Annotated in this window: 23 protein-coding genes; 4 read left to right on the forward strand and 19 right to left on the reverse strand. The window is 35.0% G+C overall.

From position 1 onward, the window contains the following. Positions 1-55: 55 nt before the first annotated feature. From KBP46_RS15700 to mraZ, 4 genes are all read right to left on the reverse strand, one after another. Entirely contained in the window at positions 56-2,047 is a 1,992-nt protein-coding gene (locus KBP46_RS15700; protein WP_062672635.1) for a penicillin-binding transpeptidase domain-containing protein, read from the reverse strand. Next, positions 2,031-2,396 carry an FtsL-like putative cell division protein gene (locus tag KBP46_RS15705; RefSeq protein WP_002981890.1) on the reverse strand — a complete coding sequence of 122 codons (366 nt, stop codon included), beginning with the start codon at positions 2,394-2,396 and terminating at the stop codon, positions 2,031-2,033. The genes KBP46_RS15700 and KBP46_RS15705 overlap by 17 nt, the downstream gene beginning before the upstream one ends. 99 nt (positions 2,397-2,495) lie before the next feature. Continuing rightward, complete coding sequence (gene rsmH / locus KBP46_RS15710; protein WP_062672634.1) at positions 2,496-3,389, reverse strand: 16S rRNA (cytosine(1402)-N(4))-methyltransferase RsmH; 894 nt, start codon at positions 3,387-3,389, stop codon at positions 2,496-2,498. A 51-nt stretch (positions 3,390-3,440) separates the two neighbouring features. Continuing rightward, a complete protein-coding gene (mraZ, locus tag KBP46_RS15715) occupies positions 3,441-3,899 on the reverse strand; it encodes a division/cell wall cluster transcriptional repressor MraZ (RefSeq protein ID WP_062672632.1) in 459 nt (152 codons plus the stop codon). Positions 3,900-4,171: 272 nt separating this feature from the next. Between mraZ and KBP46_RS15720 the strand changes: the two genes are divergently transcribed. The 3 genes from KBP46_RS15720 to KBP46_RS15730 all read left to right on the forward strand — a co-directional run bounded on the left by KBP46_RS15720 (position 4,172) and on the right by KBP46_RS15730 (position 6,061). Next, on the forward strand, positions 4,172-4,933 hold the full coding sequence (locus KBP46_RS15720) for an alpha/beta fold hydrolase (protein WP_062672630.1): 762 nt from the start codon (positions 4,172-4,174) through the stop codon (positions 4,931-4,933). A gap of 62 nt (positions 4,934-4,995) precedes the next feature. After that, entirely contained in the window at positions 4,996-5,619 is a 624-nt protein-coding gene (gene yihA / locus KBP46_RS15725; protein ID WP_202842310.1) for a ribosome biogenesis GTP-binding protein YihA/YsxC, read from the forward strand. Then, positions 5,612-6,061 (forward strand): GNAT family N-acetyltransferase, encoded by a 450-nt coding sequence (locus KBP46_RS15730; protein ID WP_216443642.1) that lies wholly within the window; start codon positions 5,612-5,614, stop codon positions 6,059-6,061. The genes yihA and KBP46_RS15730 overlap by 8 nt, the downstream gene beginning before the upstream one ends. A gap of 53 nt (positions 6,062-6,114) precedes the next feature. Here the strand turns inward: KBP46_RS15730 and KBP46_RS15735 are convergent, their stop codons facing one another. The 13 genes from KBP46_RS15735 to KBP46_RS15795 all read right to left on the reverse strand — a co-directional run bounded on the left by KBP46_RS15735 (position 6,115) and on the right by KBP46_RS15795 (position 16,160). Then, on the reverse strand, positions 6,115-7,014 hold the full coding sequence (locus KBP46_RS15735) for a hypothetical protein (RefSeq protein ID WP_216443643.1): 900 nt from the start codon (positions 7,012-7,014) through the stop codon (positions 6,115-6,117). 9 nt (positions 7,015-7,023) lie between these two features. After that, the gene (locus tag KBP46_RS15740) at positions 7,024-8,364 is read right to left on the reverse strand and encodes a beta-carotene 15,15'-monooxygenase (RefSeq protein ID WP_216443644.1); all 1,341 of its coding nucleotides are present in this window, start codon (positions 8,362-8,364) and stop codon (positions 7,024-7,026) included. 6 nt (positions 8,365-8,370) lie between these two features. Continuing rightward, the gene (locus tag KBP46_RS15745; RefSeq protein ID WP_216443645.1) at positions 8,371-8,778 is read right to left on the reverse strand and encodes a hypothetical protein; all 408 of its coding nucleotides are present in this window, start codon (positions 8,776-8,778) and stop codon (positions 8,371-8,373) included. A gap of 12 nt (positions 8,779-8,790) precedes the next feature. Beyond that, positions 8,791-9,186 carry a DUF6804 family protein gene (locus KBP46_RS15750; RefSeq protein WP_216443646.1) on the reverse strand — a complete coding sequence of 132 codons (396 nt, stop codon included), beginning with the start codon at positions 9,184-9,186 and terminating at the stop codon, positions 8,791-8,793. Positions 9,187-9,194: 8 nt separating this feature from the next. Then, a complete protein-coding gene (locus KBP46_RS15755; protein WP_216443647.1) occupies positions 9,195-9,722 on the reverse strand; it encodes an SH3 domain-containing protein in 528 nt (175 codons plus the stop codon). A gap of 33 nt (positions 9,723-9,755) precedes the next feature. Then, on the reverse strand, positions 9,756-11,027 hold the full coding sequence (locus tag KBP46_RS15760) for a hypothetical protein (RefSeq protein WP_216443648.1): 1,272 nt from the start codon (positions 11,025-11,027) through the stop codon (positions 9,756-9,758). Between the two features lie 12 nt (positions 11,028-11,039). Beyond that, positions 11,040-12,110 carry a type I restriction endonuclease gene (locus KBP46_RS15765; RefSeq protein WP_216443649.1) on the reverse strand — a complete coding sequence of 357 codons (1,071 nt, stop codon included), beginning with the start codon at positions 12,108-12,110 and terminating at the stop codon, positions 11,040-11,042. Positions 12,111-12,115: 5 nt separating this feature from the next. Continuing rightward, on the reverse strand, positions 12,116-12,454 hold the full coding sequence (locus KBP46_RS15770; protein WP_216443650.1) for a YegP family protein: 339 nt from the start codon (positions 12,452-12,454) through the stop codon (positions 12,116-12,118). A gap of 66 nt (positions 12,455-12,520) precedes the next feature. After that, a complete protein-coding gene (locus KBP46_RS15775) occupies positions 12,521-12,691 on the reverse strand; it encodes a hypothetical protein (protein ID WP_216443651.1) in 171 nt (56 codons plus the stop codon). A 138-nt stretch (positions 12,692-12,829) separates the two neighbouring features. Then, positions 12,830-13,495, reverse strand: a complete 666-nt coding sequence (locus tag KBP46_RS15780; RefSeq protein WP_216443652.1) for a response regulator — start codon at positions 13,493-13,495, stop codon at positions 12,830-12,832. A gap of 115 nt (positions 13,496-13,610) precedes the next feature. Next, a complete protein-coding gene (locus KBP46_RS15785) occupies positions 13,611-14,273 on the reverse strand; it encodes a DUF5932 domain-containing protein (RefSeq protein ID WP_216443653.1) in 663 nt (220 codons plus the stop codon). A 10-nt stretch (positions 14,274-14,283) separates the two neighbouring features. After that, positions 14,284-15,924 (reverse strand): tetratricopeptide repeat-containing sensor histidine kinase, encoded by a 1,641-nt coding sequence (locus KBP46_RS15790; RefSeq protein ID WP_216443654.1) that lies wholly within the window; start codon positions 15,922-15,924, stop codon positions 14,284-14,286. A gap of 44 nt (positions 15,925-15,968) precedes the next feature. Then, on the reverse strand, positions 15,969-16,160 hold the full coding sequence (locus tag KBP46_RS15795) for a hypothetical protein (RefSeq protein WP_216443655.1): 192 nt from the start codon (positions 16,158-16,160) through the stop codon (positions 15,969-15,971). Between the two features lie 356 nt (positions 16,161-16,516). Between KBP46_RS15795 and KBP46_RS15800 the strand changes: the two genes are divergently transcribed. Beyond that, positions 16,517-17,344, forward strand: coding sequence for a hypothetical protein (locus KBP46_RS15800; RefSeq protein WP_216443656.1), 828 nt, complete (start codon positions 16,517-16,519; stop codon positions 17,342-17,344). Positions 17,345-17,573: 229 nt separating this feature from the next. Here the strand turns inward: KBP46_RS15800 and msrA are convergent, their stop codons facing one another. Beyond that, positions 17,574-18,128 carry a peptide-methionine (S)-S-oxide reductase MsrA gene (gene msrA / locus KBP46_RS15805; protein WP_216443657.1) on the reverse strand — a complete coding sequence of 185 codons (555 nt, stop codon included), beginning with the start codon at positions 18,126-18,128 and terminating at the stop codon, positions 17,574-17,576. A 473-nt stretch (positions 18,129-18,601) separates the two neighbouring features. Continuing rightward, entirely contained in the window at positions 18,602-19,570 is a 969-nt protein-coding gene (locus KBP46_RS15810) for an ROK family protein (RefSeq protein WP_216443658.1), read from the reverse strand. Positions 19,571-19,628: the final 58 nt, after the last annotated feature.

Genomic DNA, 19,628 nt, shown 5'->3' on the forward strand with positions numbered 1-19,628 from the left:
TTATCAATAAGGTCTTGCCTTATTTTGGTTTAAATGGTTCTTCCGAAACCTTATTTTAATTTTGCAGAGATAAATAAATTCTCTGGTTCTTACTGATCGTGGTGCCTTCCAGAGGGAATTGTTCTTTGATTCTTCCTACTCCTTTATAATCGACACGGTAGCCTAAGTTTTCCAACTGCGGGATTACATTTTTCCCGATTAATCCTACCACATTAGGCATTTGCTTATCATTGACCGCTACTTTGACATTAGGCTCCACCATTTTGCTAAGGTTTACCTTTTTGTCTACAAGCATTTCTTTTTCAATATTCTGAGGCGTTTTCAGGAATGTTTTTCCTGCAATTTCCTTAAACACCGGCGCTGAAACGGAACCTCCATAAAATCCTTTTGCGGTATTAGGTTCACTGATCATGACATAGCAAGTATATTTTGGAGCATCAGCTGGATAGAATCCTGCAAACGATGCACGATATTTCATTGGGCCAGGCAGCCAGTATTCGAATCTTGCGGTACCTGTTTTTCCTGCCATTTTCAGGTTGGGAGTAAAGATGCTTCGTCCGGTTCCCTTTTCTACTGCTTTGGTTAAAGCACTGGTCATCATTTTAATAGCTTTTTCAGAAGCCATTTTGTTTACCATTACTTCAGGTTTTGCGCTGTACATCACTTTTCCGTCTTTCATGATTTTATCAATGAATAAGGGCTTAAGCATTTTTCCTCCGTTGGCAACTCCGTTGTAGAAGGTTGTCAGCTGCAGCAGGTTGATGTTGGAAGAATATCCGTAAGAAATAGAAGCCAGTGTTGCGGCATTCCATCTTTTATTTTGCGGTGTCACGATCTTCGGTTTTGTGATTCCCGGAAGCTCGATATCCATCTTATCGAATAATTTCCAACGTTTCAGGTGATCAAGAAAAATCTGTGGCTTTTCAGCATAATACTTTGTGATCAGTTTGGCTGTTCCTACGTTACTGGACTTCGCCAACACATCACTGATATCGTATGTTCCTCCTCCGTGGCCGTCAGAGATTCTCTGTTTTGCATAGACCCAAACTCCGTTTCCTACGTTTACCGTTGTGTTTTCATCGATAAATCCATCGTCCATTGCTGCCAGAAGCGAAATGGTTTTAAAAGTAGATCCGGGCTCGATGTTATCTTTCAGCGCGTAGTTGTAAGAGTCTTCGTATTCTCCTTCTTCTGTTCTTCTTAAATTAACAAGAGCACGTACTTTTCCGGTTTCCACTTCCATCACAATCACGGTTCCGTGCTTAGCTTCGAAATTAATCAGTTGCTTCTCAAGTGCGGAGTGCGCAATGTCCTGAATTCTAAGGTCTAAAGTCGTATAAACATCTTCTCCGTCTACCGGTTCCTGAACTTTCCAGAAGTCGATCGGTTTCCATTGGGAAGAATTGATTCTTTGCTCCAGCCTTTTACCGTCTGTTCCGGTTAAATATTTTGAGAAGGCACCTTCCAGTCCGGATTTAAGCTCACCGTTGTCCATACCGATGGTTCCGGCTCCGATTTCTGAAGTGGCCAATTCTCTTTTATAGTTTCTGTCAACAATAAATCCTCCTTTATTTTTTCCTCTTTTGAAGATTGGAAACTTTCGGATTCTGTCGTATTGATCGAAATCCAGCCCTTTTACCAAAGTATAGTACTGGTTTTTCTTTTTCTTCTGCTCGTCAAACTTCTGTCTGAATTCACTTCTTGGTTTTCCGAACATTTTGCTCAAGGAATCAGTTAGCGCTCCGATATTGTTGGAGTACACCGTATCTTTCATTGTTTTGAAATCAAGATAGATGTCATATCTCATCACTGTTGTAGCGAGAATAGAACCATCGGAAGCAAACAAATTACCTCGGGCAGCTTTTAAAGTGGCCTCACGATAGTTTTTATTAATGTAATCATCTTTTATTTCCTGGACATTGGTATTCTGAAGGATGACAATCCTTGCCAAGAACATGACAAACACGCACAAAGCTACCACTGCAAAGAGGTAGCCCCATCGTAACGTTTTCTTACGTTTATTGTCGTATTCATTTTGCTTTTGCATCTGTACTATCCAGTTTTATTAGCAATTTGTGAGGGTGGTTTTCCAGGGTCATCAATGAATCCCGGGCAACCTCTTTCCCCAGCTCTGATTCCATTTTTACTTTGATCAGCTTACTCTGGGCGTAAGCGTTTCGTGATTTGTATTCTTCTGTTTCTTCCTTTAAGGCGTTTACAATTTTTATTTTTTTATTGACGAGATGGTTAGTATAAATCATGGCCATCATCAGAACGAACAAGAGAAGAAAATACTTGTAATGTATTTTGATCTCATCACGATTCAGAAAGTTTCCTTTTATAATGTCTATAAAAGTGAGTCTTTTCTGGGGACGATTTGTTGTTCTTTTTGCCAATTTATGATGTCAATTTGCTTCGCAGTGAATTTACTTCGTGTCAATAGTCAATTTTATTTTGCTAAATGATTCACTATTGAAGATTCACTCATTCACATTTTATACTTTTATTCCTGTTCTCATCTTGGCACTTCTTGCTCTTGAGTTTTCTTCGATTTCCTGATCGTCAGGAATGATCGCTTTACTCTTTATCAATTCGAATGCCTTTTTATAATTTCCGTAGATATCTCTTTCCGGCTCTCCTTCGAACATTCCGTTTTTCAGGAATCTTTTTACCAAGCGGTCTTCTAAAGAGTGATAGGAAATAACGACTAATCTTCCTTCCGGTTTTAAAACATTATAAGCCTGAACCAGCATTTCTTTCAACACTTCAAGTTCCTGGTTGACTTCAATTCTTATCGCCTGAAAAAGCTGAGCATAGAATTTATTTACCTTGTGAGGCGGAATATAGCTGAACAATTTTTTCAGATCTTCCGTTGTATCTATACTTTTAGTTTTTCTGTGATGAACAATTTCTCTCGCCAGCTTTCTTGCTTCTCTTAATTCTCCATAGTGATAGAAAAGATCTGCAAGTTCACTTTCTTCATATTCATTAATCACTCTTTTGGCATCCAGATTCTGCATTACATTCATTCTCATATCCAAAGGAGCATTGCTTCTTGTAGAGAAACCTCTGTCTGCTTCATCAAACTGGTGAGAAGACACGCCTAAGTCTGCCAAAACACCATCCACCTGTGAAACTCCATACATCAGCAATGAGTTTTCCAGAAATCTGAAATTCTGATTCACTAATGTAAACCTGGCATCATCAATTGTATTTTTAAGTGCATCCAGGTCCTGATCAAAACTGAACAATCTCCCTTTGTCGGAAAGTCTGCTCAAGATTTCTCTCGAATGGCCTCCGCCTCCAAAGGTGCAGTCCACATATATTCCGTCAGGATTCGTTACCAAATCATCAACACTCTGCTTCAACAAAACGGGGTTATGATACATGCTTAATTGTGTTTTTTATTTACTATATAATCAATTAATAACCTACAACAGTTATTCTTCATCGAAAGAGCCCATCACATCTTCGGCAAGGCTTGCAAAATCAGCTTCGTTAGTGGAGATTACCTTTTCATAGGCATCTTTATCCCAGATTTCGAAGAGTTCTCCTGCACTGGTAATCACAATATCCTTTTGAAGATTTGCGAAAACCGTCAGGTCTTTGGAGATCTGTAATCTTCCTGCATTATCCAATTCTACTGTTTTTACTCCTGCCGTAAACATTCGTATGAAATCAGCATTCTTTTTTATGAACCTGTTCAGTTTATTAATTTTACCCATCAGTTTGTCCCATGCATTCATAGGATAAACTTCCAGACAAGGTTGGAACACAGATCTTTTGACTACAAACGCCTTATCGTCGAAGTTTTCCATCTGTTTGATTAAAGATGAAGGAACTTTTAAGCGGCCTTTGTCGTCAATTTTACACTCATATGTTCCAATGAAATTTTTCATTTGGGACAAATTTATATAATAATTTCCAAAATTTCCCACTTTTTCCCACTTTTTGACTCAATGTTAATAAGTTTTATTAAAGATTGAATTTCAATAATGTAAAATGCTGATATGAAGAGACTTGTTAAAAGTGCTATTTAGGCCATAATAAAGCGCGTTTGAAAAAAAAAGTTAAAAAGGAGAATATTATATTATTTTTATCTTAAATTAGGATAATCAAAATTTTTTTGAGGTTTAATTTGTATTTTTGCAGGGCTTTATTAAGGCGTTTTATGATATTTAGTACAAAAAAAGAAAAGAAATATTCCTATGTAGAAGCGGGAGAAGGACATCCATTAGTGCTGTTGCACGGGTTAATGGGTGGTTTGAGTAATTTCGATAAAATGGTAGATTTTTTTTCGGATAGAGGCTTTAAAGTATATGTTCCTCAGCTGCCGATCTATGATCTGCCGGTACTCAATACGAATCTTACCACGATTGCAAAATATATTATCAAGTTTATAGAAAGTCATATTGAGGGGCCGGTCTCTATTGTAGGAAACTCAATGGGAGGTCATGTAGGACTTATATTGACTTTAGCAAGACCTGATCTAGTAAAGAATCTTGTTCTTACCGGAAGTTCCGGGCTTTATGAAAGAACTTTCGGAGACAGTTTTCCGAGAAAAAATGACCGATCTTATATCAGGAAGAAAACGGAGGAAGTTTTCTATGATCCAAAGGTAGCAACAGAAGATCTTGTGGATGAAGTTTTTGCAGTTGTCAATGACAGAATGAAAGGAATAAAAACAGTAATGCTGGCAAGAAGTGCCATCAAACACAATATGCTGAATGATCTTCCCAAGATTGTGACGCCTACCTGTCTGATCTGGGGTAAACAGGATAATGTTACTCCACCCGAAGTAGCCGAAGATATGCACAAGTTTATTCCTAATTCGGACTTATTCTGGATTGATAAATGCGGCCATGCAGCCATGATGGAAAAACCAGATGAATTCAATGAAATCCTGTATAACTGGATAAAAGATAAAGTTTAAAACATATAAATGACCATTAAGAGCTTTTCTTAATGGTTTATTTTTCTAAAATACATTCAAAAATGATTATCAAGACAGCAGAGTTTGTAAAGAGTAGTGGAAAATGGCAGGAATGCCCTGAACCAAATATTCCCGAATATGCTTTTATTGGAAGGTCGAACGTAGGAAAATCATCACTGATCAATGCCATGATGAATCATAAAGATCTGGCTAAAACATCGCAGACCCCGGGGAAAACCCAGCTGATCAATCATTTTTTGGTGAATGAGAACTGGTACCTTACCGATTTACCAGGATATGGCTATGCCAAGGTTTCAAAAGTCCAGCGAAAGGATTTTGAAAAGCTGATCACCAATTATATTCTGAACAGAAGAAATCTGGTCAATCTTTTTGTATTGGTAGATGTAAGGCATACTCCGCAGAAAATCGATCTGGAATTTATCCAGTGGTGTGGTGAAAGTGGAATACCGTTTTCCATTGTCTTCACAAAGGCAGATAAACTGAAACCGAATGCTGTTATCAAAAATGTTGAAGACTATAAAGCTGAACTTCATAAAACGTGGGAAGATCTTCCCGAATTGTATATCACCTCAGCAGAAAAGAAAGAAGGAGGAGATAAAATTCTTGACTTTATCCAAAAGACCAATGAGTTTTTAACTAATAATAATATAAGTTTTGATGAGTAATATGATCTGGAAAATCAAAACATTTGAGGAGTTTACTGTTCCGGAATTATATGCAGTACTGAAAGCTCGTATTGATGTTTTCGTTATCGAGCAAAATTGTCCTTATCCTGATCTGGATAATTATGACCAGAAAGCCGTTCATATCTGGGCTGAAGAAGAGGGACAGGTACTGGCCTACTGCCGGATTTTTGATAAAGGGATAAAATATGATGAAACTTCTATCGGAAGGGTTCTGACCACAGAGCTGGTGAGAGGTAAAAGTCTGGGTAAGCAGTTGATACAATATGCCGTAGAAACTATAGAAAACCGTTTTCACACTACTGAAATCAAAATATCCGCACAGGATTATCTTTTAAAATTTTACAGCGGGTTCGGATTTGTAGATACGGGGAAAAAATATCTGGAAGATGATATTCCGCATACGGAAATGATAAGAAAATAGAAAAGCGAGGAAATGTATTCTTCGCTTTTTAATTAAATATATTGAGTGTGTTTTTATTTTCCTGCGATTGCTTTTAAAATAATAGGCTCCAAATTGGAAGGAAGATCAGCAGATTTGATTTGATAGTTTTTAATTTTCATTTCTTTAAACCAATTTTCCCAATATTCTTTAATAACAGCTTCTTCGAAAGGATTTCCTTTTTCTGGATTGATTCCCAAAACAATGACTTCGAGATTACTCAGGTTTTCATTTGCTTTTACAAATCCATAGCCGTTTTTTTCAATAGCATCTTTAAAACCAGATGTTGTTAGGTTGTTAGCTTTTATAAGTTTGGTTGTTAAATAGGAAGTTTTGTATGAATTTTCTTTTTTTTCTTCAAACTTGGTATTTTGATGATACATATAACCATCTGTCAGAATGAACAGAATGTTTCTTTTATCTTGTTTGATACAATAATCATTAACTTTGTTTTTAAAGAATTCCCAGATATCCGAACCGACATATTTGCCGTCTTTTATAGCTGACTGATAAATGTTTATAGGTAATTCTGAGTATTTTTTATCAACAGAATCAAAATAGCTCTTTGGAATATCTTTATTAAAAGAAATTTTCAACTCTTTTGTGAAATCATTTATTTTTGGGTCTGAAGGCTCAGGATTAAAGAAAACTTGCATCTGATCGTCATAAGTGATGATCTTTTTTGATTTAACATGATTTAAAAATCCTTTTTCAATGGCTTTAATATACTCTGTATCCCGTTGAAAATATTGCATTGTAGGATTAGGGTTGGTTGCAGGATCAATTCTGTCTGAAAGATCAATCAGGATACTGAGATTGATATTGTTTGAATCAACAACAATAGTATCTTTCTTTTCTATCTCTGTTCTGTCATCTTTACCTTTACAGCAAGAAGCCAAAGAAATAATGAATAATAAATAGAATATCTTTTTCATAATTTTCAGTTATAAAGATGATAAGTACACTAAATTCTGATTGTCGGAATTAGCACCTACGGTTTCTAAATTGGTATTGTAGGTGACAATACAGTCGTCAATCATTGTTTGTTTTTCCGTTCTTGAAACGGCTATTTTTTCACCGATAAAAGTGATCCAGCCCTGAACATATTCCGAAGCATACAGTTTGTAATCTTTGGTTGGAATGATGACTCCGTCGATAATATTCTGAAGCTCTTCGATTCTTCCTCGTGTCTTGATAACAGTTTCTTTTATCGTTCCGATACTGGCAAGGATTTCTTCAATTTCTTTTTTCAAAACATTAATCTTTTCCTGAAAGAATTCGACTTTTTTCTGTCTGATTTCCTGTTCGTTTTTAATCTTATCCTTTTCACGATGTTCTTTCATTACAAAATCAAAAACCAGCCCCCAAATAATGTAAACAATAAATCCGGCAAAAATAATTCCCCAAAACTGAATTTTGGTAAAAGCTATCTTAAGATCAAAAGATGGAGAATTAAAGGTTCTATTTAATTCATATAATTTTGATTCAATTTCGTAGGCTAAAATGCAATCAAAAATAAATGTTACAATAAATAATAATCCAAGCTTGATATAGTTGGCTCTCGTTTTATTCTCCCAGAACATATGAATTAAATAACCTAATCCAAGAAATACAAACGGAATAAGGGTAACAAAAGCACCTTCAATAACTCCTTCGTTCCATGCCTTACTGAAAGCTTGAGCATCTAAAACACTTTGAATTATAGTACTTTTAGCATCGAAGCTTTTAAAGAAAGCTGAATATGATGTTGATATATAAAATGTTGTTAAATATAGAGTAATAGGAATCAAAAGAATCAGGCCGATCCAGAATTTTGCAGATGCACCTCTTGTAGCTTTTACATTATATTTTTCCGGGTTCCTGGGAAGATCAAGGATCTCAGCTTTTAATGTTTCAATGGTATGCTGATGATTCTCAATTTCTGTGTTCTTGTTTTTTAATTGTTCCTCTTTGGTCTCCTGTGAAACGAATAAAGCTTTGATTTCAGTTTCCCGGTTTTTCTGTTCGTTTACATAGGATTCTTTCAGGTTTTTCTGCTTTTCAACCATTTCTTTTTCTTCATTCTGAAATTTTGAATAAACGGCATCCAGACAAATGGATAGGGTAGAGTGGTTTCCATTGGTTCGCGAACTGTCTCTGTATCCTGCTTCATGATAGGTCCTTTTCCGGGTTTCTTCCAGAGATTCATTGTCCGGATTGTTATTGTTTTGAGGAAACGGTTCCGGTGTTGGTTCTATCGGAACGGATTTGAGTTTGAATAAATTTTTTATGCTGGTGGTATCCATGATGTGTTAGTTTTTTAATTCATATAAAATTTCGCTTTTATTCTTGCCAATTTTTATGGCTTCAATGAGGTAATCTACAATAGCTGTTGTATTTTCTTGCAGAAATCCAAACATCAGAACATATTTTTGCATGGCAGAATATTCATTCGGAGAAACAACTCCGTCGGCCCAGATCATGACGGTGAGGTCATACAGATAATCAACTTTTTCTTCGATCGTTTTGGGTATCAATGACTTTAAATTGATAGGGTTTAAGAGTATGTCGTCTAAATTTTTTGATGAAATTCCTCTTTCTTCTGCACATTTATAAAGCATTTTCAGTTCTAATGCACTGAAATCGTCATCACAGATTGCCATTTGATAGAGTCTTAGAAAGTGAGCTTTGAGGCTTTCTGTTATTTGATTGTTTTCCATGATGGTTATGTCTTATTTTTTAGGATTAATAATTCTGTCTCTGGAAACAGTTCTTTGGTGTATGGGAGGTAAGTGCTCTGAGGTTTTTTCGGTAATTTCTTCTTCTTTTTCTTTTTTTTGTTCTTTTCTTTCTATGAAATTGATTAGCAGAAATAAAATTCCCGTTATAATATCAATTGGGATCCAAATGTTTTTCCGATACAGATAAATCGGGAAAACGGGATTGAAAAGAATGAGAATGATTAGAAATAGTATACTGAAATAATGTTGTTTAGAGCTCAGCGTATTGTATAAAACCAATAAAGCTCCAATGGAAATAATAATTCTAAGGAAAGTATAATATTCTATAGGAAGTTTGAAAATACCAGCGAAACAGCATAACGCACAGAAGGTGAGAAATGGTTTCATTTTTTTGATTATTTTAGATCGTTATTAAAAACATAACCTTCTTTTCCTCTTGATTTAACCTTTACTTTGTACCAAGATCCTTCTGTTGACAACTTTATCAGTTTAGTATCTTTAGGGACTATCGCTATTATTCTGGATTTAGATGTGGGCTTTTCAAAAATATTTATGGTTTTAATTTCTGCAATATTTCTATTATTGGAATTAATATTGACATTAACTTTGTCAATATATACCTTTGGGGGCTTACTTGATTTTGCTTTGGTGGATTTATAAGAATCAGAAGGTTTGTATTTTCCAGACTTACTTTTTTTACTGGAATTACCCGATGATGAGCTTCTTCCAGAAGAACCTCCTCCACAAACGCCGCACGTTCCACCACCACTGCAGTGCCCGCATCTTGAGCAATTTGAACAGGCTGTACAATAGGAAGAACCTGTACATCTTCCACCATGTCCTACATTGTCATTGGCTTTAAAACAGGAATTTAAAATAAATATACTGAAGGTAAGTATGATGAACGAGATTAGTTTTTTCATGTCTAGAATATTAATAGTTAATTGATTTTATCTTCAGATGAAATTTTCATTCATAGAGATTTCTCTCATCGCCTGTATTTTTAGATAATCATTGGCGTTTTTGTACTGTCGGAGAGAACTTGATAATGCAAGTGTGAATATTTCAGTTTCTTTATAATTTACACGCAGTGAATAGCTTTTATTTTGGATTACCAATTCAAGATTTCCTCCTCTTGCGTTGTGGGAAATCAATTTATAGAAAGGAATTTGGAAGCTTTTCCCTCCGGCATTGAAAATAATTCTTGAGTTGGTAAGATATAGAGTTCCAGGATGAGTCTCCCTTATATTTTCTTTTACGGGACGGTATCTTCCGCCGCCAATTCTGGCATTTACTCCTTTCATAACTCTGAAGGAAACACCGGTACTTGTGCGTGAATATCCTGCATGAACAAGCTTGTTTTCAATAAGAGTTGCATTAACGTTTAAATAGCATTGTTCATCTCTTGCTAACGTTATGGAAGGATTGTAAATAACTGGAAAAATACCATGGTCAAGATTCCATAATAACTTGGCTTGCTGTAAACTTTTAATTTTTCGGTCAGAAAGATATACTTTAATGCTCTGATGGTCAATTTTCAGATTTCTTGTCGCCTGTTTCAGCTCTGTTTCTTTTATTGGAGAAAGGCGGTTATCAGATATCTTTTCTTCAAGTATTCTATTGAATAATGAAAAAGCGATTTTATTTTTGATCTCTCCTGCTTTATTTAACGGAAATTGAAGAAAGTTAGCCATGTTTGTAATTTGCTGTTCTTCTAAATCAGTCAGTACACGATCTTCATAACATTTCTGAACCAGATTTTTTACCGTTTTTTCTGAGATCCTATTTTTTTCTAACAGTACTTGCTGATCAGATAAGTTGAAATACACTTTAATCTCGTTCAGTTTAAGAATTTTGCTTTGGGTGAGATTAAAATCTGAAATAGCATTACAAAGGGTATTATAATAAATTTTTCTCCCAAACCTTAATTTTTGTTTTTCAGTTAATACTTTTTTGTGGTTTAATACATTTTGTTGATAGACGGGTAAAATAGTATGAAGATCAGAATAGTCTATGGTTTGTAAGATTTTATGAGTTCCATCAAGATTGATCATTCTTATTTTATTAGTAATAAAATTACCTGTTGGCGGGATTAAAAATATACCCAATATCAGCATTACAATTGATGCCTCAAAACTCTGTTCTATTAAAAGACCTAACGAAATAAGAAGAAATGAAACACCCAAAATCCACCGTAAAGCTTTCAGAATAATTATAAAAGTTTTCATGGCTATTAATTTTTATCCATAGTTTTCCAGCGTCAGATGAAGCTGATTTCTGTAATTATAGATTTCATCAAGGGTATTCAATAAAATCTTTTCTCCTGCTTCTTTTCCGTTGTGGAAAGTTTCCAGATATTTATTTGTTGTATTGAAGTGTAATCTGCAAAGTGGTTTTCTGTTATTGTCATCCAATAAAATCCCGAAATAGGATAAAGTATCCCGATAGGCAATTCTCGAAGAAGGAATTTTCTCTCTCAGAATAGCTTTTACAATTTGGAAGCCTTCCAGTTCTTCTGCAGTAGTTACGATTTTAGAATCATTATTTTGATCAATAGATTGTGATGATTTTATATCGTCTTCTTTTTTCTCTATCTGTTCATTAATGCTCAATGCGGACTTTAGCCGGAAGCTGATCGATTCATTAATAGAAGTAGTTAATGCTTTTTTAGCATACTCTTTAAAAGAAATCATTCTGTTGGCTGTTAAAGGCTTTTCAAAGAAACGGTTCACCAGAAGTTTTACCAATTCATCAGATGGATTTTCAATTTCCTTTTCGAATTCCTTTCTGATGGCTTTGATATACTTTAATGCTTCTGCAGAATCAAGTATACTTTCCAGATTATAATCTTTTTTGGTGAAACTTTCTAGAATTTTGATGGAACTGTCTTTTAAATCTTCAATATTGATGGTGAAAAACGGTTTTTCATCCATAATATTGGGCTTTTCCAGATCTGTATAAAAGTTGTACACAATTCCATTGGTCAAAACTCCGAATCTTGTTTTGGAAACATGATAATACCTGTGAAGCTGTGAATTGTGAGCATCGGCGCTTTCTTTCCAATGCTTACATTCAATAATGAAGATGGGCTCATCATTATTTTTGATCACATAATCTACCTTTTCTCCTTTTTTTGTTCCGATATCACAGACATGCTCCGGAACCACTTCTGTGGGATTAAAAATATCATATCCCAGTATTTGTATAAAAGGCATTACGAAGGCATTTTTTGTGGCTTCTTCAGTTCCGATCTGGTCTTTAAGTCCCATAACTTTCTGCTGCAATTGCTCCAGTTTAATTTTAAGATCCATAGTGTTTAGTTTTTTAAAGTTTCGTCAATGATTTCAGCTGTCGGGGCATTTGATTTTACAGAAGCAATACCATTTTCCATTCCGGATTTTGTACTATACATCTGGCTGTTCCCTATAATTTCACCGTTTCTTGCTTTTAGAACGAAATAGTCTTTTCCATTTTTTGCAAGTCTTCTGTCGTACCTTGCAAGATCCTGAGAATTGACTTTTACAGATTCGATGCCTTTTTGACAGGATACTTTCTGAACATACCCTTCACTGGTTAGAATGATTTCACCGTTTCCGGCTTTCAGATTAAACTGATACTCTTTGTTGACTCTTTGTGTGATTACGAATTTTCCCATGATTAATTTTATTATTAGATAATCCAGTGATCATTTTTGGTAATAATCACTGGAAATAATGACTTGTTAAGCGTACTGAATTAATTCCCAAGTAACAGATTTACCATCATAAGGAGGCATTCTATTTCCTTTTGAAATTGGAGCTGTTGTAGAAGGATTTCCAACGACTTTCCAAACTCCAGATTCAGGACAATTTTCTCCTGTCTTCGCTTTTGTTCCTAATGGTTTTCTTTCCATTGTAAAAATTTTTATTGGTTTAACAGTCCAAAAATATGAGCATTAAATTTTGGTTCGTTACGGGTTTCCGTAAAACGGGCAAAAAATAAAAAAACCTTTCAAAAAATTTGAAAGGCTATATGTAAAATGAATTGTGTATTATATAATCCCGATGTCCTTACAGAAGGCTACCAGCTGCTCATTGCTGTTTATTTCAAGGTCTTCTTTCAGACTGTTTAATCTTTTTTCGACACTGCTCAGGCTGGAGGGTTTAATATTTCTTTCTTCGAGGTGGGCGGGAATGTTTTTTTGTAAGATTCCTTTAGAAAGGAGGGAGACGAGAGTAATGTCAAATGTAGAAAACTCATAGCTGTTGAACTTTTTCATATCCTGCTTCAGATCAAAAGATAAATAGTTTTCGCCGATATATACAGATGCAATGGCCTTTTTCAGTTCTTTTGAATCGTTTCTGGCTTTACGGATATATCCGTTGATTTCATAATCTGAAAAAAGATTTTCTATTACACCCGTTTTATGTTCTGCCGAAAATACAATGATTTTCAAGTCAGGCTGTATCTCTTTTGCTTTTCTGATGAGTTCTTTTCCGTCTTTAAGGTTTTGCTCATGATGATCATCTTCATAATACAGATCTGTAATCAACAGGTCATAAGGATATTCTTCCCGTAATGCTTTCTGAATTTTTCCTATAGCATCATCACAGTAATATACATAATCTACTGTAGGAATATTCAGCTCCTCAAGAGTTTTCTGAACAGAAATATTGATGCTTTCATGATCTTCGGCAATTAAAATTTTTTTGAACATGGTTATACGGTTTAATTAAAAAATGGGTTAAGACCCCAAAAGTATATTCATTTAATTTTTAGTCATTACGGTTTCACGTAAAAGGGACAAAAAAATGATATTTCAGCAGACCTGATCAGATGAGACCGATATCTTTGCAGATGACGATCATTTCAATGTTATTTTTTGCGCCAAGACTGTCCCTGAGTTCGTTCAGCCTCCTTTCGATAGACCTGATGCCATATGGGATCATTCTGTGCTGTTTCAGAGAAGTGCTTATTTCACTTTGCTTATAGCCTTTAGCTAACAGCTCAAGCAATTTGATATCATACGCATCAAACTCAGAAGAAATATGACGCATTGTATTCAGAATTTCCTGGGGAATTACGGTTTCTCCGTTAAAGATTTTCCGTATTGTGCTTTTCAGATCTTGTCCGTCACGCCTTGCCTTACTTACAAATCCATTAATCTGATAGATTTTATAAAGATCGTCAATTGTTTTTGCTTTTTTTTCAACAGAAAATACCACTACTTTTAAAGCCGGTTGAACTTTTTTTGCTTCAAGAATAAGCTCCTGTCCGGAATGAAGTTTCTGAGGAATATGGTCTTGTGCAAAAGACAAATCAGCAATAAGCAGATCATATGGATTTTTTCTTTCCAAAGCTGTTCTGATCCTGCTTAACGCTTCATCACAATAGGTTACATAATCAAAATCAGGAATGTTTAACTCTTTTATTGTATTCAGGATTCCTTGGTTCATTATTTCCTGATCCTCAACGATTAAAACTTTTTTGAACATGGCTGCATAATTAGGAAACAGGGAATGAAAGATTGACCTTCAGCCCCTTTTCAATTTTTGTTTCAAAAGTAAGGGTTCCGTTGATTGTTTTAATACGGGATGCCGCATTACGTAAGCCGTTTTTATAAACAAGATCCCCCGGAATTCCTATTCCATTGTCTTTGTACTGAATTTCAACGACATTGTTTATTTTTTCAAATTTAACCGCAACATGACTGGCCCGGCTGTGTTTTTTCATATTCACCATCAGCTCACGGACCATTTGGTAAACCTCCTCTTTTACTGTGGGAGAAACGGACTCCCAGATCGCAGGACTGTTTCCTGCGGTAAAGGTTTTTACGGTATCATTATTAAAAGAAGCAATAAGCTCTGAGATGACTTTGCTGAACTCTTTTTCTTCTCCAATTTTATCGTAGGAAATATCTCTTGATTTTTCATACACAAATTCCAGTTCATCAAGCGCTTTATCCCGGTCAAAATCTTCCTGGTTTTCAATTTTTGTCATCACCTGGTAAATACCATTGGCAACCACATCGTGCACTTTTTTAGACATCTTAAGCTGGGTGTTTTTTACCTCGATTTCTTTTTCTTGTTCAAGCTTTTTCTGTCTTTTTTTATATAAAATAATAATAATAATTAGTAGGCCAATAAGTAATCCCGAAAGAATGTATTGCCATAATAATTGAATTTCTTTTTCAGCCTTTTCAGCTTTTACTTTTGTATTTTCATACTTTATAAAAGCAAATTTATTAGTGTAATCATTACGACTGGCCTGTATGCTGTCGGATAGATTTTTATATATTCGGAAGTGATTATTTATATCTGCTGGCTTATCTACATAAATTATTTTTTCAAGAGCTTCAAGTCTATCTTCAGGGCTTTTGTTTATTTGAGCAATATCAAGCATTTTTTTAGCATAATAAAGTGATTTCTCTGGATTTGATTTCTTATTAATTTCTGCTAAATGAGCATAGCTTGAATTAGCTCCCCAAAGGTCATTATTTTCTAACTTAAGTTTTAGAATATTTTCTATGTTAGTTTGAGCATCTGTATTATTGTTGTCTAGCCATTTTATATATTCAATATTATCTTTAATTCTATTTTTTAAATTTAAATCTGAAAGGCTTGATAAGTTAAGCTTTTGTAAAATGTTCAATGCTTGTTTATATTTCCCTGATTTATATACTGCTACAGATTTATTATTTAATATACTTAGCCGGTTTTGTTCAGATTCAATTTTAACAGAGAGCGCTTTATCATACCATTCAATTGCCTGAGGATATTGATTTTGATTTAACTTTAAATTAGCCATAGTATCATATAATGCATAAAGGCTTTCATCATTTTCCTTCATCATTTTTAGTGCTTCTACCAATGTTGATTCCGCACCTAAAAAATCACCTCTGTTTTTTTGAGCATTTGCTTGTACAATTAAACTTTTAGAAATATTAGAAAAATCATTTTTTTTACTATAATAACTTATAGCTTCTTGGAGCTTTAAATAGGCCTTAACATCATCTTTTTCAAGAAGTCTAACACCTTCTTCGTATAATTTATCAGCTTTTAATATGTCATTATTCGTTTCCAGTGTATCCTTGCATGAAGCAACGAGACAGAATGAAAAAAGGAAAAATAATAAATTTCGTATCATTTTACTAAAATAAAAAAAACCACTCTAAAGAGTGGTTAAAATTTCTATTTTTTAGGAGGAAGGGTTGTTCCTGTTTCTCCTCCTGTATCGCTCTCCCCTGTTCCTCCTACAGGATCTGTAGCTCCACTTTGAGGCTGAACTGTTTCAGTAGTTGGGTTATTATCATTTGCAGTTGTAATATTAGCATTATTGTTTGAGAATGCTAAACCGATTAGCATCAATATAATCTCGATCATTTCCGTAAAATTTTAGAAGTTTTTTGACTGTTTTTCTTCCTCCTGAGATGTATTTATCTCAGGCTGTACACAATTAAAATTTCGAAGCGCTTCTTAATTTTTTAGGGAAGTGAACCTTCAAAAACGGAGGAGAAACATCTGCTTCCCAATCCGGAGTTTTCCTCCGTTTTATCTGGTGATTTTTGAAATCAGAGTTTTTTAGATTTTATTTTTAATGTTTGTAATTGTCCCTGATTTCTTTTACAAATATCCGATAGTATGTTGTCTTATGTGAGACAGTGAGTGGACAGATAAAGCCATGTAAAATGCTGTGTATTACGGAAAACCGCAATTGTATTGTCTAAAATGTGTCTAATTTGGACAGCAAATTAATCCATTATCGAAATTGTATGTTTGAGAAAAGAAAATTGCTCATAAAAGCAGCATATGAAACCGCAAAAAAAGAACTTAAACTTGAAACAGATGTTTATAGTACTGTATTTGATTTTTTAAGTCAGAAACTAGAAGAGAAATTTGGTTATTCTAAAGATGGAAGAACTTTTGTACGATACTACAATAGATTGGTACATGAAAACCGAGACTATTCTATTGACGATCTAACTTTAGATCAATTAAGTTGGTATGTGGGGTATGATAATTTTAAAGATTTTTCTGAGAATTATACAATTAGGAGAGATCATGGAGAGACTCAGATAGAAATGAAAATTGGAAATGATGAAGATTCTTTGTCAGAAAGACTTTCTAAAATAATTATAAACATTACGAATACGCCTGTTTTTAATATTCCACATATGGCAAAAAATGGAATGGGAATAGGAGCTCTCATTCTGATTTTATTTGCAGGTTTTTCTTATGGACGAAATGAAGTCAAAGAAAATCAATGTATGTACTGGGATGGGGAAGAATACAAGCTAACATCCTGCGATGATAAAAATCCCAAACACAAGTTAATACCCGTTGATACTGTCAAGTTGAAGTATTTTAGGAAAATTACCAGACCAGATACTTTAACGGTAGAAAATGGATTGGGGAGTTCTTGGTACACAAAATATGATAATGTGGTAGAGTTTTTTACAATGGATGGAATAAATCCAGATAATGGCAAAAGTTTAAAAAATGCAACGAGCCATATGATCACAAAATACGCCGGGAAAAATTCAGAACCTTTCCTGATTGAAAAATAAATTTCCTTCACAATAATTTTAAACCCAACTAAAACAAATCCTTACCCATTTTATGGTAACAAAAAAGCGAAGAGATTTTCTCTTCGCTTATGTATTTTATACTAGCTTTTAAATATCAGGATTCCATTTTCTGGAATAATATTAAATATCAGTAGGAGCGGACTTTAGTCCGTTAACTAAATTCATATCATCAGATCCGGCTTTAGCCAAAACTTAAAAATGTAAGACTTTACTCTGCATTCAGCATTCCCAATTCCCCGAAATGCTTTTTGAACTTCTGGATTTTTGGTCCCACTACAGCGCTGCAATACGGCTGTGTCGGATTTTCGTTATAATATCCCTGATGATATTGTTCTGCAGGCCAGAATTTGTCGAATTTCGTTAATTCCGTTACATAGGTACCAGCCCATCTTCCTGATTCCTGAGATACCTTGATGGCTTCTTCAGCTTTTGCTTTTTCTGCATCATCTTTATAGTAAATAACAGAACGGTACTGGGTTCCGATATCATTTCCCTGTCTGTTCAATTGAGTAGGATCATGAAGGAAGAAAAACACATCCATCAGCTGTTCATAAGAAATAATGGCAGGATCATAAGTGATCTGTACCACTTCCGCATGTCCGGTTTCTCCTGTACAGACTTCCTGATAAGTCGGATTGTCTTTATGTCCGCCTGAATATCCTGAAATAGCAGATTGTACCCCTTTAAGCATATTGAAACAGCTCTCCACGCACCAGAAACATCCGCCTCCGAAAGTAATCTGTTCTAAATTATTATTGTCCATTGTAGGTAATTATATTGTTTTATGATCTCTTCCTTTATCCGGAAAAGCTGATCAAAAATAGGAAAAACTTTTTCATTTAAACACGATTTTATGTCTGAAACGTAAATTACAATGATAGATGTGACAAATGGTTTTCAAACACAAATAACACCAATGTTTCACAAATCACCACAAGAAAATACAGGATAATCATCTGTGAAAACCTGTGATCTGTGGGAAATACTTTCACTACAAGATGTGAATGGCGGATATCCGGAACATTTTAAAGCAGCTGGTATTAGTGATGTCATGCTGAGCTTTGTCCAAGCATATTAATTGCGCTAATTTAATTTTAAAGACAAATAACACCAATGTCTTCACAAATAGTGACAAGAAAATATAGAATAGTCATCTGTGAAAATCTGTGCGATCTTTGGGAAAAACAAGAAAAGCACCCTAAAAGGATGCTCTGAATTATTTACAATAGCGTTCAGTTATTTTTCCCAAACTAAAGCACTTGCCCCAAGAATGGCAGCATCTGCTTCGTCAAGCTCACTGAATACCAGTTTTACCTTATTTCTGAAAATAGGAAGAAGGTTTCTTTCCATATGCAGTTTAGCAGGCTTTAAGATAAAATCTCCCGCTTTGATTACTCCTCCAAACAGAAGAATAGCTTCCGGTGAAGAGAACATAACAAAATTAGCCAGGGCTTCACCCAGTTTCTGACCTGTATATCTGAAAACCTCAATCGCGATAGGATCTTCCTTGATAGCACATTCGTATACTGTTTTAGAATTGATCGCATCTTCAGGATATTGGTTCAACATGGATTCCGGGAATTCTGCCCTCATTTTTTTGGCTGTAATGGTAATTCCCGTAGCAGAAGCATAGGCTTCCAGACTTCCTTCAGAACCTGTGCTCCAGTGTTTTCTCCCGCCTGGCTTTACAATCGTATGTCCCAATTCTCCGGCAAACCCATCGTGTCCATAGATTAAGCTTCCGTTGGCAATAATTCCACTTCCTACTCCTGTTCCCAGCGTAATCATGATGAAATCTTTCATTCCTCTTGCAGCTCCGAAAAGCATTTCTCCCAGTGCCGCAGCATTCGCATCATTGGTTACTGTACAAGGAAGGCCAAATTTTGCCGTCATCAGCTCAGCGAAAGGAATAACACCTTTCCATGGAAGATTAGGGGCAAGTTCTATGGTTCCTTTGTAATAGTTAGCGTTTGGTGCGCCTACTCCGATTCCGTCAAAGTGAGCTTCAGTACCATACTTTTCCATCATTGGACGAACATGTTCATATAAAGCATCGATGAAATCTTCCACTTTGTCATAGGCATCAGTTCTCAGATTTCCTTTATCCAGAACTTCACCACGGTGGTTTACGATTCCGAATTTAGTATTGGTTCCGCCGATGTCAACTCCAAGGGCAACTTGTTTTGATAAATCTATTAATGACATTTCTATTATTAAATTCTAGGGGCTAAAATTATAAAAAAGATTGTATTAATGGATTATT

The organism is Chryseobacterium sp. PCH239, assembly GCF_018924625.1.
Lineage (GTDB): Bacteria > Bacteroidota > Bacteroidia > Flavobacteriales > Weeksellaceae > Chryseobacterium > Chryseobacterium cucumeris.

Coding starts and splice junctions, on each gene's coding strand:
- KBP46_RS15700 (WP_062672635.1), bottom strand. CDS start 2,047: ATGCAAAAGCAAAATGAATACGACAATAAACGTAAGAAAACGTTACGA.
- rsmH (WP_062672634.1), bottom strand. CDS start 3,389: ATGTATCATAACCCCGTTTTGTTGAAGCAGAGTGTTGATGATTTGGTA.
- mraZ (WP_062672632.1), bottom strand. CDS start 3,899: ATGAAAAATTTCATTGGAACATATGAGTGTAAAATTGACGACAAAGGC.
- KBP46_RS15720 (WP_062672630.1), top strand. CDS start 4,172: ATGATATTTAGTACAAAAAAAGAAAAGAAATATTCCTATGTAGAAGCG.
- yihA (WP_202842310.1), top strand. CDS start 4,996: ATGATTATCAAGACAGCAGAGTTTGTAAAGAGTAGTGGAAAATGGCAG.
- KBP46_RS15730 (WP_216443642.1), top strand. CDS start 5,612: ATGAGTAATATGATCTGGAAAATCAAAACATTTGAGGAGTTTACTGTT.
- KBP46_RS15735 (WP_216443643.1), bottom strand. CDS start 7,014: ATGAAAAAGATATTCTATTTATTATTCATTATTTCTTTGGCTTCTTGC.
- KBP46_RS15740 (WP_216443644.1), bottom strand. CDS start 8,364: ATGGATACCACCAGCATAAAAAATTTATTCAAACTCAAATCCGTTCCG.
- KBP46_RS15745 (WP_216443645.1), bottom strand. CDS start 8,778: ATGGAAAACAATCAAATAACAGAAAGCCTCAAAGCTCACTTTCTAAGA.
- KBP46_RS15750 (WP_216443646.1), bottom strand. CDS start 9,186: ATGAAACCATTTCTCACCTTCTGTGCGTTATGCTGTTTCGCTGGTATT.
- KBP46_RS15755 (WP_216443647.1), bottom strand. CDS start 9,722: ATGAAAAAACTAATCTCGTTCATCATACTTACCTTCAGTATATTTATT.
- KBP46_RS15760 (WP_216443648.1), bottom strand. CDS start 11,027: ATGAAAACTTTTATAATTATTCTGAAAGCTTTACGGTGGATTTTGGGT.
- KBP46_RS15765 (WP_216443649.1), bottom strand. CDS start 12,110: ATGGATCTTAAAATTAAACTGGAGCAATTGCAGCAGAAAGTTATGGGA.
- KBP46_RS15770 (WP_216443650.1), bottom strand. CDS start 12,454: ATGGGAAAATTCGTAATCACACAAAGAGTCAACAAAGAGTATCAGTTT.
- KBP46_RS15775 (WP_216443651.1), bottom strand. CDS start 12,691: ATGGAAAGAAAACCATTAGGAACAAAAGCGAAGACAGGAGAAAATTGT.
- KBP46_RS15780 (WP_216443652.1), bottom strand. CDS start 13,495: ATGTTCAAAAAAATTTTAATTGCCGAAGATCATGAAAGCATCAATATT.
- KBP46_RS15785 (WP_216443653.1), bottom strand. CDS start 14,273: ATGTTCAAAAAAGTTTTAATCGTTGAGGATCAGGAAATAATGAACCAA.
- KBP46_RS15790 (WP_216443654.1), bottom strand. CDS start 15,924: ATGATACGAAATTTATTATTTTTCCTTTTTTCATTCTGTCTCGTTGCT.
- KBP46_RS15795 (WP_216443655.1), bottom strand. CDS start 16,160: ATGATCGAGATTATATTGATGCTAATCGGTTTAGCATTCTCAAACAAT.
- msrA (WP_216443657.1), bottom strand. CDS start 18,128: ATGGACAATAATAATTTAGAACAGATTACTTTCGGAGGCGGATGTTTC.
- KBP46_RS15810 (WP_216443658.1), bottom strand. CDS start 19,570: ATGTCATTAATAGATTTATCAAAACAAGTTGCCCTTGGAGTTGACATC.